Origin of the sequence: Streptomyces sp. enrichment culture (assembly GCF_964272895.1) — a bacterium.
Classification (GTDB): Bacteria; Actinomycetota; Actinomycetes; order Streptomycetales; family Streptomycetaceae; genus Streptomyces.
Window position 1 is genome coordinate 3,504,215 of sequence record NZ_OZ186832.1, and the last position, 13,452, is coordinate 3,517,666.

Annotated in this window: 18 protein-coding genes; 4 read left to right on the top strand and 14 right to left on the bottom strand. The window is 71.9% G+C overall.

What is annotated here, in order from left to right; all coding sequences use genetic code 11:
* Positions 1-325: 325 nt before the first annotated feature.
* Both ACSU6M_RS15790 and ACSU6M_RS15795 read right to left on the bottom strand, forming a co-directional pair.
* Positions 326-1,579, bottom strand: a complete 1,254-nt coding sequence (locus ACSU6M_RS15790; protein ID WP_437070363.1) for a GNAT family N-acetyltransferase — start codon at positions 1,577-1,579, stop codon at positions 326-328.
* A 58-nt stretch (positions 1,580-1,637) separates the two neighbouring features.
* Positions 1,638-2,252, bottom strand: a complete 615-nt coding sequence (locus ACSU6M_RS15795; RefSeq protein WP_437070364.1) for an RsiG family protein — start codon at positions 2,250-2,252, stop codon at positions 1,638-1,640.
* 159 nt (positions 2,253-2,411) lie between these two features.
* Here ACSU6M_RS15795 and dtd point away from each other — a divergent pair, with 159 nt between their 5' ends.
* Positions 2,412-2,837, top strand: coding sequence for a D-aminoacyl-tRNA deacylase (gene dtd, locus ACSU6M_RS15800; protein WP_437070365.1), 426 nt, complete (start codon positions 2,412-2,414; stop codon positions 2,835-2,837).
* Between the two features lie 37 nt (positions 2,838-2,874).
* Here dtd and ygfZ read toward each other — a convergent pair whose 3' ends face one another.
* Genes ygfZ through ACSU6M_RS15815 form a run of 3 tightly spaced genes read right to left on the bottom strand, consistent with a single transcriptional unit; the run spans position 2,875 to position 4,879 of the window.
* Positions 2,875-3,840, bottom strand: a complete 966-nt coding sequence (gene ygfZ, locus ACSU6M_RS15805; RefSeq protein ID WP_437070366.1) for a CAF17-like 4Fe-4S cluster assembly/insertion protein YgfZ — start codon at positions 3,838-3,840, stop codon at positions 2,875-2,877.
* A gap of 10 nt (positions 3,841-3,850) precedes the next feature.
* Positions 3,851-4,288 (bottom strand): Fur family transcriptional regulator, encoded by a 438-nt coding sequence (locus ACSU6M_RS15810; protein ID WP_437070367.1) that lies wholly within the window; start codon positions 4,286-4,288, stop codon positions 3,851-3,853.
* A gap of 15 nt (positions 4,289-4,303) precedes the next feature.
* Positions 4,304-4,879, bottom strand: a complete 576-nt coding sequence (locus tag ACSU6M_RS15815; protein WP_437070368.1) for an FABP family protein — start codon at positions 4,877-4,879, stop codon at positions 4,304-4,306.
* A gap of 340 nt (positions 4,880-5,219) precedes the next feature.
* Between ACSU6M_RS15815 and ACSU6M_RS15820 the strand changes: the two genes are divergently transcribed.
* Complete coding sequence (locus ACSU6M_RS15820) at positions 5,220-5,582, top strand: DsrE family protein (protein ID WP_437070369.1); 363 nt, start codon at positions 5,220-5,222, stop codon at positions 5,580-5,582.
* A gap of 12 nt (positions 5,583-5,594) precedes the next feature.
* Here ACSU6M_RS15820 and ACSU6M_RS15825 read toward each other — a convergent pair whose 3' ends face one another.
* The 9 genes from ACSU6M_RS15825 to ACSU6M_RS15865 form a co-directional block, all read right to left on the bottom strand.
* Positions 5,595-5,975, bottom strand: coding sequence for a VOC family protein (locus ACSU6M_RS15825; RefSeq protein WP_437070370.1), 381 nt, complete (start codon positions 5,973-5,975; stop codon positions 5,595-5,597).
* Positions 5,976-5,985: 10 nt separating this feature from the next.
* Entirely contained in the window at positions 5,986-6,246 is a 261-nt protein-coding gene (locus ACSU6M_RS15830; RefSeq protein ID WP_437070371.1) for a DUF3099 domain-containing protein, read from the bottom strand.
* A gap of 88 nt (positions 6,247-6,334) precedes the next feature.
* Complete coding sequence (locus ACSU6M_RS15835) at positions 6,335-6,622, bottom strand: DUF1416 domain-containing protein (protein WP_110628959.1); 288 nt, start codon at positions 6,620-6,622, stop codon at positions 6,335-6,337.
* 35 nt (positions 6,623-6,657) lie between these two features.
* Positions 6,658-7,503, bottom strand: a complete 846-nt coding sequence (locus tag ACSU6M_RS15840) for a sulfurtransferase (protein ID WP_437070372.1) — start codon at positions 7,501-7,503, stop codon at positions 6,658-6,660.
* Between the two features lie 139 nt (positions 7,504-7,642).
* Entirely contained in the window at positions 7,643-7,723 is an 81-nt protein-coding gene (locus ACSU6M_RS15845; protein WP_350203226.1) for a putative leader peptide, read from the bottom strand.
* Positions 7,724-8,176: 453 nt separating this feature from the next.
* Positions 8,177-8,914, bottom strand: coding sequence for an LmeA family phospholipid-binding protein (locus tag ACSU6M_RS15850; protein ID WP_437070373.1), 738 nt, complete (start codon positions 8,912-8,914; stop codon positions 8,177-8,179).
* Positions 8,915-9,016: 102 nt separating this feature from the next.
* Positions 9,017-10,240, bottom strand: coding sequence for a hypothetical protein (locus ACSU6M_RS15855; protein WP_437070374.1), 1,224 nt, complete (start codon positions 10,238-10,240; stop codon positions 9,017-9,019).
* A 6-nt stretch (positions 10,241-10,246) separates the two neighbouring features.
* The gene (locus ACSU6M_RS15860; RefSeq protein WP_437070375.1) at positions 10,247-10,501 is read right to left on the bottom strand and encodes a MoaD/ThiS family protein; all 255 of its coding nucleotides are present in this window, start codon (positions 10,499-10,501) and stop codon (positions 10,247-10,249) included.
* A gap of 40 nt (positions 10,502-10,541) precedes the next feature.
* Entirely contained in the window at positions 10,542-11,384 is an 843-nt protein-coding gene (locus ACSU6M_RS15865; RefSeq protein ID WP_437070376.1) for an alpha/beta hydrolase, read from the bottom strand.
* A 180-nt stretch (positions 11,385-11,564) separates the two neighbouring features.
* Here ACSU6M_RS15865 and ACSU6M_RS15870 point away from each other — a divergent pair, with 180 nt between their 5' ends.
* Both ACSU6M_RS15870 and ACSU6M_RS15875 read left to right on the top strand, forming a co-directional pair.
* On the top strand, positions 11,565-12,344 hold the full coding sequence (locus ACSU6M_RS15870) for a response regulator transcription factor (RefSeq protein ID WP_437070377.1): 780 nt from the start codon (positions 11,565-11,567) through the stop codon (positions 12,342-12,344).
* A gap of 84 nt (positions 12,345-12,428) precedes the next feature.
* A complete protein-coding gene (locus ACSU6M_RS15875; RefSeq protein ID WP_437070378.1) occupies positions 12,429-13,451 on the top strand; it encodes a LacI family DNA-binding transcriptional regulator in 1,023 nt (340 codons plus the stop codon).
* Position 13,452 lies beyond the last annotated feature (1 nt).

Genomic DNA, 13,452 nt, shown 5'->3' on the forward strand with positions numbered 1-13,452 from the left:
GGGTGGTTAGGGATCTCCCCAAGTGGAGATAAGCGTAATGAAGTTGGTCGCCAACTCAGGCAACCTGGTCACACTTCACGGGGGTTGGTCCCCGCCGGCGCTCTCCTCCGGAGGGGAGCCGGGAGCCCGGCGGACGGCCACACCGAACGGCACAGCCACAACTGAACAGCTCGCCCGCCCGGGGCGAGCGGCACCGCCACAACCGAACAGTCCGCCCCAGGGGCGGACGGCACAGCCACAACCGAACAGCGCGCTACGGATGAGCGGCACAGCCACAACCGAATACCTCAGCGGCCCCGTCCCCGACCGGAAGGAGAGGCACCCCTCAGAACACGTCCGGGCACCAAGGCCGCCGGGACGTACGCAGCAGGGCGTCGGCCAGCCGGGCGGCGCCCGCTCGCTGTTCCCCGACCCGCCCCAGCGCCGCCAGCCGCACCGCGGACTCGTCGCCCAGCCACAGCGCCCCCAGCTCACCGACGCCCAGCACCAGATCCGCCTGACGCCCGGTCCCCGCGCAGGACGCCCCCTCGGCCGACGCCCGCAGCAGATACCGCCCCGCGCTCAGCCCGTCGGGGTCGGTCACCTCCAGCACCAGCTCGCCCTCCGCCTCGTACGTCCGCGCCTCCAGCGCCCGTACGACGTCCAGGATCCGCACCCACAGCCAGTCCGCCTGCGTGGTGATCCGGGCGGCCCGCGGATCGGGCAGCAGCAGCGGCAGCAGATCGTCCGGCGCCCGCCACCCGGACTTCACCTCGGTGATCCAGTCGATCGAACACAGGTAGTGCCACAGCGCCCGCTGCGCGGCCGGGCTCGACGCCACCAGCCAGCTCACCCGCGCGGTGTTGTGCGGCTGCTTGGCCTGCCAGTTGTCGTCCGACCGGTACGACACCAGCCCCTCGACCTCACCCGCCGCCGACCGGTACACGGCGAAGAACGGCTCGGTCCACGCGGCGCGCTCCGGGCGCACCGCCCCGGTGGTCACCTGCCACCACCGCTCATTGCGGTCGACCGCACCCGGCTGCGCCGACCGCACCCGCTCGTACAGCTCGGGCCCCAGCTTCCGCACGTCCTCGGGCTCGACGAGGTCGATGCGCCCACCGTCCTCGGGCCCCGCCCAGCGCGGGTCCAGCCCGGCCCGCTTCACGTCCACGGTCCACTCGGCCGCCCAGGTCGCCGGGCCGAACCCGAACCGCCCGTAGATCGGGTACTCGGCCGCGATCAGCGTCGCGACGACGTCCCCGCGCTCCTTCGCCGCCGCCAGATCGCGCTCCATCATCCGGCTGAGCAGCCCCCGCCGCCGGTGCGTGGGCGAGACGGTCACATTGGTGATGGCGTCCGCCGCGACCACGCCCCCGCCCACCGCCGTCAGCTCCTGCGCGAACGACCGGAACGTGGCCACGCACCGCCCGCTCTCGAACGCCCCGAGCGTCCGCCCGGGATCGATGTACGACCCCCGGTCGGCGACCTCGTCCGCCGACACGCTCGGGGTGCGCAGAAACCCGGTGTTCAGCGCCCGGGACCAGTCGGCCGTGTCGGCGTCGGTGAGGGAACGTACGGCGATGTCGGTGTGCCCAGTCATGGGCCCACGGTAGGCATCTCCCCCCCGCCTGTCGCCCGCATTTCCCGGCGCCGAGGCGTCACACCAGCAGGTCGTCCACCTGGGCCTCGCCCTCCCGGTAGCGCCGCGCGATCTCCGCGCTGCACGCGTCGGTCGTGGCCTGCAGGCCCGCCCGCCGCCGGGACACCTCCTGCTCGTAGCGCACGAGCCGCACCATCGCCGCGGTCAGCTCGACGTCCGTCCGCGCCCCCAGGTCCGACAGCGACACCTCGGACAGCATCTCGGAGGCCAGCCGCCGGTACTCCTCCCCGTGCGGCGTCCCCAGCGTGACGTGCCGGGCGGAGGACCGGTGCCGGGCCGGGGCGTCGGTGAGGATCTCCGGCAGCCGCTCGACGACCGACACCTCCCCCGGCTGCGGCGGCACGGTGGGCCCCCGCCGGACCAGCTCCGCGCGCAGGATGTCGATCCGCCCCTGCAGCAGCCGCCGCACATAGCTGAGGTCGGCCTCGTCCCGCTGCGCGTCCCGCCGCAGCGCCCGCAGCTCGGGCAGGCTCAGCCGCCCCAGCTCCGGCGCGCCCCGCTCCACGGGAAGACCCGCGACCGCCTTGCCCGCCGTACCCGTCGGGCTGTCCGTGCGCTGCACGGGCGTGCGCTGGGTGGTCGTGCCCAGCCGCCCGGTGCTCGGTGTGCTCATACGCCTCTACCGTCCCCTCGACCGGCGTGTGGACAGCATCGTGCCACCCCAAGTGGCCGCAATGTGACCGAGTGCCCCCGAACGGCCCCAGATGGGCTCTTAAGGAGCGAAAAGAAGCCCCTGTGCACGGCTCCCGGACCCCACGGCATGATGGTCCGCATGCGTGCAGTGGTACAGAGGGTGGACGGCGCGAGTGTCGTCGTGGACGGCGAGACCGTCGGGGAGATCACCGGTGAGGGACTGTGCGTCCTGGTCGGCGTCACCCATGAGGACACCAAGGAGAAGGCCGCCCAACTGGCCCGCAAGCTCTGGTCGATCCGCATGCTGAACGACGAGAAGTCGTGCAGCGACATCGACGCCCCGCTCCTCGTGATCAGCCAGTTCACGCTCTACGGCGACGCCCGCAAGGGCCGCCGCCCCACCTGGAACGCCGCCGCCCCGGGCGATGTCGCCGAGCCCCTCGTGGACGAGGTCGTGGCCCAGCTGCGCGCCCTGGGCGCGACGGTGGCGACGGGCCGGTTCGGCGCGAAGATGCGCGTGGGACTGACGAACGACGGCCCGTTCACCGTGCTGCTGGAGATCTGAGCCCCTGGAGGACTCGGCGGGATCGGCGAGGCAGCCCCTAGGGCTCCACGACGACCTCCTGGGCGGCGGCCGTGTCGCCGGCGACCAGCCGGGCGTCCACCGGCACGTTCCGCTTGACCAGGGCCAGCGCCACCGGACCCAGCTCGTGGTGGCGCACAGAGGACGTCACGAAGCCGATCCTGCGCCCCTCGGGGCCCTCGTCGGCGAGCCGGATCTCGGTGCCCGGCGCCGGCAGGTGCACCTCGCTGCCGTCGAGGTGCAGGAAGACCAGGCGCCGCGGCGGCTTGCCCAGGTTCTGGACGCGGGCGACGGTCTCCTGGCCCCGGTAGCAGCCCTTCTGGAGGTGCACGGCCGTGCCGATCCAGCCCAGCTCGTGCGGGATGGTCCGGTGGTCGGTCTCGAAGCCGAGCCGCGGCCGGTGCTGCTCGACGCGCAGCGCCTCGTGGGCGAGGATCCCGGCGGGGGGCCCGGCCTGCCCGGCGTACGCCTCCAGGTCCGCGCGCGGCAGGAACAGATCACGCCCGTACGGCGTCTCGCGTACGACGACACCCGCGGGGACCTCGGCGATGGAGCCGGCGGGCAGGTGCACGACGGCGAAGTCGGCGGTGCGGTCGGCGACCTCCACCCGGTAGAAGAACTTCATCGACTCCAGGTAGGCGATCAGCGCCTCCTGGGTGCCCGGCTCGACGTGCGCCCAGACGGTCGTGCCGTCGTCGACGAGATACAGCGCGTGCTCGATATGGCCGTGCGCGGAGAGGATCAGCGCCTCCGTGGCCTCGCCGGCCGGCAGCTCGCTGACGTGCTGGGTGAGCAGCAGGTGCAGCCAGCTCAGCCGGTCCTCGCCGGAGACGGTGACGACACCGCGGTGGGAGAGGTCCACGAAGCCGGCGCCCTCGGAGAGGGAACGCTGCTCGCGGAACAGGTCGCCGTAGTGGGCGGCGACGCCTTCGTCCACGCCCTCGGCGGGGACGGCGCCGGGCAGGGACAGCAGGGGGCTCTTCATGAGCCCAAGCCTACGACTCGGTACTTGAACCCTTCAGGGAACAGTCCTTGCAACGGCCGAAGATCGCGAAGTGCTTCATGTCGGTGTCGAACCCGAACTCCTGCCGCAGCTTGGCGGTGAAGTCGGCGGCCACGGACACATCGGCCTCGATCACGTTGGTGCAGTCCCGGCAGACCAGGTGGATGTGGTGGTGCCGGTCGGCGAGGTGGTACGTCGGCGCGCCGTGCCCGAGGTGGGCATGGCTGACCAGCCCGAGCTCCTCCAGCAGCTCCAGGGTCCGGTACACCGTCGAAATATTGACCCCCGACGCCGTCTTCCTCACTTCCGCGAGGATGTCGTCGGGGGTCGCGTGCTCCAGGGTGTCCACGGCTTCGAGGACAAGCTGGCGCTGCGGCGTCAGCCGGTAGCCGCGCTGCCTGAGGTCGCTCTTCCAGTCGGTGCTCACCACACGACGAGTCTAGAACTACTTGAAGAAGGCGATCCCGTCGTCCGGCAGGTCCTGCGGCAGGGCCTTGGCCCAGCGCTCGACCTCCTCGGGGGTGACGACCTTCTTCAGCTGCGCCGACATGTAGGGGCGCAGCGCGACCTCGGGGGTCTGCTTCTCGCCGACCCACATCAGGTCGCTCTTGACGTAGCCGTACAGCCGCTTGCCACCGCTGTACGGCCGGGAGGCCGCGGTGCGCGCGACGGCGTCGGTGACCAGGTCGATCTGCGGCTTCTTGTCGGCGAGCTCGCCGTACCAGATCTCGATGACACCGTCGTCGCGGGTCATCGTGACCTCGACCTGGCGCTTGTCGTCGATACGCCAGTAGCCGGTCTCGGACTCCAGCGGGCGGACCTTGTTGCCGTCGTTGTCCAGCACCCAGGTGTGGGAGCGGTACTCCAGGAAGTCACGTCCGTCGTGGGTGAAGGAGACCTCCTGGCCGAAGTTGCACTTCTCGGAGCCGGGGAAGTCGTGCACGCCCGCCCCGGCCCACTTGCCGAGCAGGAACGCGAGGGGCACGAGGTCCTTGTGGAGGTCGGACGGGATCTCGATCATGTCTGGCAGCTTTTCCTAGAGGGGGGTCAGCGCTGGCCCTGGTACAGCTTCTTCACGGCCAGGCCGGCGAAGGCGATGACGCCGACGACGACCAGGACCAGCAGGATCTCGAAGAAGAGGATCACGGGGTGCTCCTTGGTGAGCGGAGGGTTTCGGTGCACACGGCCGGGCCCCAGCTTACGCGGCCGGAGCCCGTCGTTCTTTGTGAGGTAGGCCCTCCGGGCCCCGGCCCGGCGGCGGTAGGGAGTGTTCCGGAGCGGGCTGCTCACGGTGATCGGCGTCGGGAGCGTCCCCCTCGCCGCAGGGCCGCGCCTGCTGCCCCAGCGGCTACGCTGCCCGCATGGCGAAGAAGCTGGTGATCAAGGTGACGGCCGGGGCGGACGCCCCCGAGCGGTGCTCGCAGGCGTTCACCGTCGCGGCGGTGGCCGTGGCGAGCGGCGTGGACGTCTCGCTGTGGCTGACCGGGGAGTCGTCGTGGTTCGCGCTGCCGGGACGGGCGGCCGAGTTCGAGCTGCCGCACGCCGCGCCGCTGCCGGATCTCATCGACTCGCTGCTCGCCGGCGGCCGGATCACCCTGTGCACGCAGTGCGCGGCCCGCCGGGAGATCACGGAGAAGGACGTCATCGAGGGCGTCCGGATCGCCGGCGCGCAGGTCTTCGTGCAGGAGGCACTGGCGGAGGACACACAGGCGCTCGTCTACTGATCGTGCACTGACCTAGCCGGACACCCACAGGCAGAACGGGTGTCCGGACGGGTCCAGCAGCACCCGTACGTCGTCCTGGGGCTGGTGGTCCGCGAGCACCGCGCCCTCGGCCACCGCCCGCGCGGTCTCGGCCTCCAGGTCGTCGACCTCGATGTCCAGGTGGAGCATCATCTGCTGGTCACCGGGGTTCCGGGTGGGCCAGACCGGGCGGACGTACTCCCGCTCGGTCTCGAAGGCCAGCGCCGTGCCCTCCGTGCCGGGCGGCGGGCCGATGAGCACCCAGTGGGGTTCCTCGGCGCGCACCTCGTAGCCCAGCAGGCGGACGTAGAACGCGGCCAGTTCCTGCGCGTCGTGGGCGTCGAGCACCACCGTGGAGAGCCTCGCGGTCGCCATGCCCGTCTTCCTACCGCGGGCGCTTCCTGCCGTCCAGCTCGTCCCACCACTCGTCGGACAGCGGGTCCCCGGAGGGGTCGTCCCACCAGCGGTCGTCCGGCCCCCGCCGGTTGGCGATCATCGCGGCGACCGGCGGGATGACCATGGCCACCACGCACATCGCGACGGCGGCCTCGGTGGAGAACAGTCGCACGACCGCCCACGCCAGGACGAACAGCACCAGGCAGGTGCCCATCATGGCGAAGTAGACATGACGTCGCCGCGCGTACATACGTCCAGCGTAGGTCCGCGGCATGCCGAAGGGCCGCACCCCAGGCGTCCAACCCGTGGGATGCGGCCCTACGACGTACCAGGTGCCGTCAGACGGCGATCGCGACCTCGGCGAGGCCGCCCTGCTGGGCGACGACCGTGCGGTCGGCGGTGCCGCCGGGGACCAGCGCGCGGACGGTCCAGGTGCCCTCGGCCGCGTAGAAGCGGAACTGGCCCGTGGCGGAGGTGGGGACCTCCGCGGTGAACTCGCCGGTCGAGTCGAGCAGGCGCACATAGCCCTGCACCGGCTCGCCGTCGCGGGTCACCTGGCCCTGGATCGTGGTCTCACCGGGCTTGATCGTCGAGGCGTCGGGGCCGCCGGCCTTCGCTCCGCACATGTTGCACTCCTTGAGGGGTAAAGGTCGGGGAGGTCTTACTTGTTGGCGCCGAGCTCGATCGGCACGCCGACGAGGGAGCCGTACTCGGTCCAGGAGCCGTCGTAGTTCTTGACGTTCTCCACGCCCAGCAGCTCGTGCAGCACGAACCAGGTCAGGGCCGAGCGCTCACCGATGCGGCAGTAGGCGATCGTGTCCTTGGCGAGGTCCACCTGCTCCTCGGCGTAGAGCTCCTTGAGCTCCTCGTCCGACTTGAAGGTGCCGTCGTCGTTGGCGTTCTTCGACCACGGGATGTTGCGGGCGGTGGGCACGTGGCCCGGACGCTGCGACTGCTCCTGCGGCAGGTGGGCCGGGGCGAGCAGCTTGCCGGAGAACTCGTCGGGCGAGCGGACGTCGACCAGGTTCTGCGTGCCGATCGCCTTGACGACGTCGTCGCGGAACGCGCGGATGGAGGTGTCCTGCGGCTTGGCCTTGTAGTCCGTCTTCGGACGCTCGGGGACCTCGTCGCCGGCGACCAGCTCGCGGGCGTCCAGCTCCCACTTCTTGCGGCCGCCGTCGAGCAGCTTGACGTTCTCGTGGCCGTAGAGCTTGAAGTACCAGTAGGCGTACGAGGCGAACCAGTTGTTGTTGCCGCCGTAGAGGACCACCGTGTGGTCGTTGGCGATGCCCTTCTCCGACAGGAGCTTCTCGAAGCCCTCCTGGTCGACGAAGTCACGGCGGACCGGGTCCTGGAGGTCCTTGGTCCAGTCGATCCGGATGGCGTTCTTGATGTGGTTCTTCTCGTAGGCGGAGGTGTCCTCGTCGACCTCGACGATGGCGATCGTCGGGTCGTCCAGGTGCTCCTGCAGCCAGTCGGCGTCGACCAGGACGTCGCTGCGGCTCATGCTTCTTCTCCTCCGGGGCAGTTGCGGCGGGGGCTGTGCGTGAAGGGGTGGGTGCGTGGCCGGGCATGCGGCGGCGCACACGGATGCCCTGGGGCAGGGCGGCTGGGGAATGCGGTCGGTGGCCCGGGGGCCCGGCCGCTCAGACGGTGCGACAGAGCATGGCGGCGACGCGGCACAGGTCTACTGCCCGCCGCTTCGTGAGATCCGCCTGTCGCTTCATGCCGTCGATCGTAGGGACGGACAGCGGGGCGTGTCACCGGTGTGTCGTATGTTGAGACGCGATCGTCCGCATCGCGGGACCGGAAGGGGCTCGGGCCCGGTGCCGCACGGCCCGCGGGGCGGGGTTCCGGCCCGGACATCTGCGGGGCGGACTGGGCCGTCTCGCCTTTCGGACACGGGCCCCGCCGGTACCTCACGGGGACACGCCCCCGCCGGTCACCTCACGGGGATACGCGGCCTGCCGGTCACCTCACGGGGATACACGGCCCGCTGGTCACCTCGGGGGACACGCCCCGGCCGGGCACCTCCCCGGACCACCCGGCCCGCCGGACACCTCACCGGACCACCCGGCACGCCGGGCACCTCCCCGGACAAATTTGGCCACCCGGTCCCCTCACCGGACGACGGCCACCCAGTCCCCTCACCCGGCCGACCGGCCGGGCACCTCCCCGGACTACCCGGCCAGCCGGACGTCCGAACCCTTCACGGAGATCTCGACCCCGTCCTCCGCAGCCTCCACCTTGTCCAGCTCGATCCCGCCCGGCAGCTGCTCGATCACCTGGTCGAAGTCGGTGATCTCCCGCACCCGGTCCTCCGCGATGCTCACCCCGCCGAACTCGGGCAGCGCGTCCGCCTTCACCCGCACGGCGTCGCCCTGGACGGTGACCGTGCTCAGGACGCTGACGGGGCGGGGCAGCGGGACACCGAGGACGGTCGCCTCGATCTCGACCGCGATCTTGCCGTTGCCGCCGTCGGAGAGGCCGACGACGCGGGCGGTCACGCCGGGGGCGACCTCGGTGGGCTCGGACTTCGCGGTCTTGAGCAGTTCGTCGTAGGACACGGTCGCCGTGCCGGTGGCGCTGGCCGCGGTGGCGGAGCTGTAGTCGCCGGAGAAGCGGACGCCCTTCATGCTCGCCCTGAGGTCGGCGATCCGGATCGTCTCCGCGCCGTCGCCGGTGGCCGCCTCGTAGTCCTCCATGCCGACCTCGACGTCGTCCAGTTCACCGCCGGCGAGCTGGGTGAGGAACGGGAAGCCCTTTATCGACACGTCCGGGGTGCTGGCGAGTCCCTCGGTGGTGCGGAGCCTGTCGGCGGCCTCGCCCTCGGCGAAGTTCACGGCGAGGCGGTCGGCGAGGACGAAGACACCGGCCAGCACCGCGGTGATGATCAGGACTATTCGCAGTGCTCGCATGTTTCCCCACCCCGGCGGTCGTTCGGTCGTCAGTCACCGTAACCCTGCGGGGCGGCTCCGCCGCGCGTTTGTCGATCAGCTGTGACGGAAGTCGGCCGGAAGTTACAGGCCCCTTCCCAGCACCCAGAGGATCGGGGCCGCCGCCGCCAGGGGCAGTGCCACACCCGCCGTGAAGTGGACGAACCTTGACGGGTAGTCATAGCTGGCCACCCGGTGGCCGATCAGCGCGCACACCGCCGCGCCCGCGCCGATCAGCGCCCCCTGGGTGCCCGCGTCGGTCATCCCGCCGACGGCGATGCCCGCGCCCGCCGCGGCGAGGAGGGAGACGACCACGGAGGCGGGGGTCGGCAGGGGCAGGGCGCGGGCGAGGACGGCGACCGCGACCGCCGCCGCGCCGACGGTGACCGCGTCCGGCTCGGCCGCGAGCATGCCCGTGGCCAGGATCGCGAGGGCCGCCGAGGCGACGGTGGCCATCAGGCCGTACATCCGCTCGTCCGGGTCGGCGTGCGAGCGCAGCTGGAGGACGAGGGTGAGCAGCACCCAGACGCCGAGCGTGCCGAGGATGGCCGCGGGGCCGTTGTCCCGCCCCGCGGCGAGCAGCGCCGCGTCCGCGGTGAGCGCACCGGCGAAGGCGAGGGCGATGCCCTGCCGGGCGGGCCACATGCCGTTCAGCCGGAACCAGCCCGCGGCGGTGACCGCCTGCAGGACGACGAGCGGGACGAGCAGGGCGTACGACCCGACCGCCGCCGTGCCCGACAGCAGCAGACCCAGCAGCGCGGTGAGCGCCGCGGGCTGCATGCCGGGCTCGATGATCGGCGACCGGCCCTCCAGGCGGGCCCGCTGGGCGTCGGTGATCCGGGCGTTCCCGGCGAGGGTGGCGGGCCCGTAGGCGGGGCCGGAGGTCCCGGAGGTCGCGGCCGGGGTGTCCCCGACGGGAGCCTCCGGGCGCTGCGGCCGCGGGCCGGGCTGCTGCCCCTGGCCGACGAGCTGCCCCTGGGCCGGCTGCTGCCACCCCTGGAGCTCGGGCGGCGGCGCGTCGTACTGCTGCGGCGGCAGATAGGCCGTCTCCGTCGTGCTCGCCGCCGTCACCGGGGCCTGCATCTGGGTCTCCCAGGTCTGCCCCTGCCACTGCTGCGTGTACTGGGCGTCCTCAGAGGACTGCGGGTAGACCTGCTGCTGCGCGTACGCGTCGTACGCGCCCTGCTGCCCGTAGGGCGCCTGCTCCTCGTACGGCCTCTGTCCCTCGTACGACCCCTGCCCGTCGTACGACCCCTGGTACGGCTGCCCCGGATACGGCTGATACGGCTGGTACGGCTGCTCGGTCATCGATGGTCACCCTCCTGCGAACGGCGGGAGCACCTCGACCGTGCCGCCCTCGGCCAGCCGTACCGCGTCGTGAGCGCGGGTCCCGACGGGGTCGCCGTCGACGAGGAACGAGCAGCGCAGCAGGACGCGCGTGAGTTCACCGGGGTGGCGTTCGCGCACGGCGTCGAGCGCCTCGGCGAGCGTCCCGGCCTCGTAGGGCTCCTCGGCGACGCCGGCCGCGGACTTGGCGGCGGCCCAGTAGCGGACCGTGACCTGTGCCATCTCGTCCCTCAAGTCGGTTCGGCAGTGAACAGGGTTCAGGCTAGCCCGCCCGGGACACCGCCCAGTCCCCGATCCTGGCCAGCAGGGCCTCGTCGGTGGCGTGCTCGGCGTGGCCCATGCCGCCTTCCAGCCACAGCTCGCCGTGCTCGCCGGCCGCCGCGGCCAGCATGCGGGGGTGGTCGAGGGGGAAGTAGCCGTCGCGGTCGCCGTGGACGACCAGGAGCGGGGTCGGGGCGATGCGCGGGACCGCCTCGACGGGGGACAGCGGGACGGGGTCCCATGCCTCGTGGTGGATACGGGTGCGCAGGCCGTAGCGGCCGACCAGGCGGCCCTCCGGCCGGGTGACCAGCCAGTGCAGCCGGCGCATGGGGGCGGTGCCCCGGTAGTACCAGCGCGCGGGCGCGCTGACCGAGACCACCGCGTCGACCGCGCCCGGGTGCAGCGCCGCGTGCCGCAGCACCACCGAGCCGCCCATGGAGAAGCCGACGGTCACCACGCGCGCGTGCCCGAGCGAGCGGGCCCGGCCGACCGCCGCCCCGAGGTCCAGGACCTCCCGGTCGCCCACCGTCGAGCGCCCGCCGGAGCGGCCGTGGCCGCGGAAGGAGAAGGTGGCGACGGCCCCGTACCGGGTGAGCGCCCGCGCGATCCGGCGCACATGCGGCTTGTCCACGTCGCCCGTGAAGCCGTGCGCGATCACGAACACGAGGTCCCGTGCGGGTGATCCGGGTGACCCGTCGTATACGGCGGGCGGCGGATCGTATACGAAATCGATCGCGATCCCGTCGTCCGTGCGCAGATACGTCCGCAATGGTGTGCGTCTGCTCGTCTCGCCATACGGACGAATGGTGGATCGCGCCACATCACCTGCCGGACCGTCGCTCATGTCGGCTATTCTGCTGGGCAGAGGACTCGGGCAGCGTAGCCCCCGGGTCCTTTTGTGCTTTCGGAGGCGTTGTACACGGAGCGGTGAACCTTTGGGGAACGCTTGTGTACGGGGCACCGGGATCGCAGCGCAGTTCCGCACCGCACACGTCCTCGCAGGGACCGAGGAGGAACCAGACGTATGAGTTCTCTGCTGCTCCTGACCAACGCCCTCCAGCCGTCGACGGAGGTGCTCCCCGCCCTCGGCCTGCTGCTGCACAACGTGCGGGTCGCCCCCGCGGAGGGCCCCGCCCTCGTCGACACCCCCGGTGCCGATGTGATCCTCATCGACGGCCGCCGCGACCTGCCGCAGGTCCGCAGCCTGTGCCAGCTGCTGCGCTCCACCGGCCCCGGCTGTCCCCTGCTCCTCGTCGTCACCGAGGGCGGCCTGGCCGCCGTCACCGCCGACTGGGGCATCGACGACGTCCTGCTGGACACCGCGGGCCCCGCCGAGGTCGAGGCCCGGCTGCGGCTCGCCATGGGCCGCCAGCAGATCGTCAACGACGACTCCCCCATGGAGATCCGCAACGGCGACCTCTCGGTCGACGAGGCGACCTACTCCGCCAAGCTCAAGGGCCGGGTCCTGGACCTGACCTTCAAGGAGTTCGAGCTGCTGAAGTACCTCGCGCAGCACCCGGGCCGCGTCTTCACCCGCGCCCAGCTGCTGCAGGAGGTCTGGGGCTACGACTACTTCGGCGGCACCCGGACGGTGGACGTGCACGTACGGCGGCTGCGGGCGAAGCTCGGGCCCGAGCACGAGGCGCTGATCGGAACCGTCCGGAACGTCGGTTATCGATTCGTTACGCCCGAAAAAGTCGAGCGCGCCGCCGACGAGGCGAAGGCCAAGGCCGCCCGGCCAAAGCCGGAAGATGGGGACAACCCGGCCGCCGGCGCCGCCGCGGAGGTCACGGCCGATGCCTGACAAGGGCGCGCGGGGGGCGTCACCTGCGTTTTCGGCCCCCGTCACGCCCTGCCCAGCGGCGGTCCATCCGCGTAGACTCCGCGCGTGGCCAAGGTGACTCGGGATGATGTGGCACGACTGGCGGGTACCTCGACCGCCGTCGTCAGCTACGTCATCAACAACGGACCCCGGCCGGTCGCCCCGGCCACGCGCGAGCGTGTCCTCGCCGCCATCAAGGAGCTGGGCTACCGGCCCGACCGGGTGGCCCAGGCGATGGCGTCGCGGCGCACCGACCTCATAGGTCTGATCATCCCCGACGCCCGTCAGCCGTTCTTCGGCGAGATGGCGCACGCGGTCGAGCAGGCCGCCTCCGAGCGCGGAAAGATGGTCCTGGTCGGCAACACCGACTACGTGGGCGAGCGCGAGGTCCACTATCTGCGGGCGTTCCTCGGGATGCGGGTCTCCGGCCTGATCCTGGTCTCCCACGCGCTGAACGACCTGGCCGCCGCCGAGATCGAGGCGTGGGACGCGCGCGTGGTGCTGCTGCACGAGCGGCCCGAGTCCATCGACGACGTCGCCGTCGTCACCGACGACCTGGGCGGCGCCCAGCTCGCGGTGCGCCACCTGCTGGAGCACGGCCACGACTACGTCGCCTGTATGGGCGGCACCGCCGAGACCCCGGCGGTCGGCGACCCGGTCTCCGACCACGTCGAGGGCTGGAAGCGCGCAATGTCCGAGGCGGGCCTGTCCACCGAGGGCCGGCTGTTCGAGGCGCCGTACAACCGCTACGACGCCTACCAGGTCGCCCTGCAGATCCTCTCCGGCCCGGACCGCCCGCCCGCGATCTTCTGCTCCACCGACGACCAGGCGATAGGCCTGCTGCGCGCGGCGCGCGAACTGCGGATCGACGTTCCCGGCGAGCTGGCGGTGGCCGGCTTCGACGACATCAAGGAAGCGGACCTGGCCGACCCGCCGCTGACCACCGTCGCCTCCGACCGCTCGGCGATGGCCCGCGCGGCGGTCGACCTCGTCCTCGACGACGGCCTGCGGGTGGCGGGCTCCCGCCGCGAGCGGCTGAAGGTGTTCCCGTCGCGGCTGGTGGTACGGCAGTCCTGCGGCTGCTCGTAGC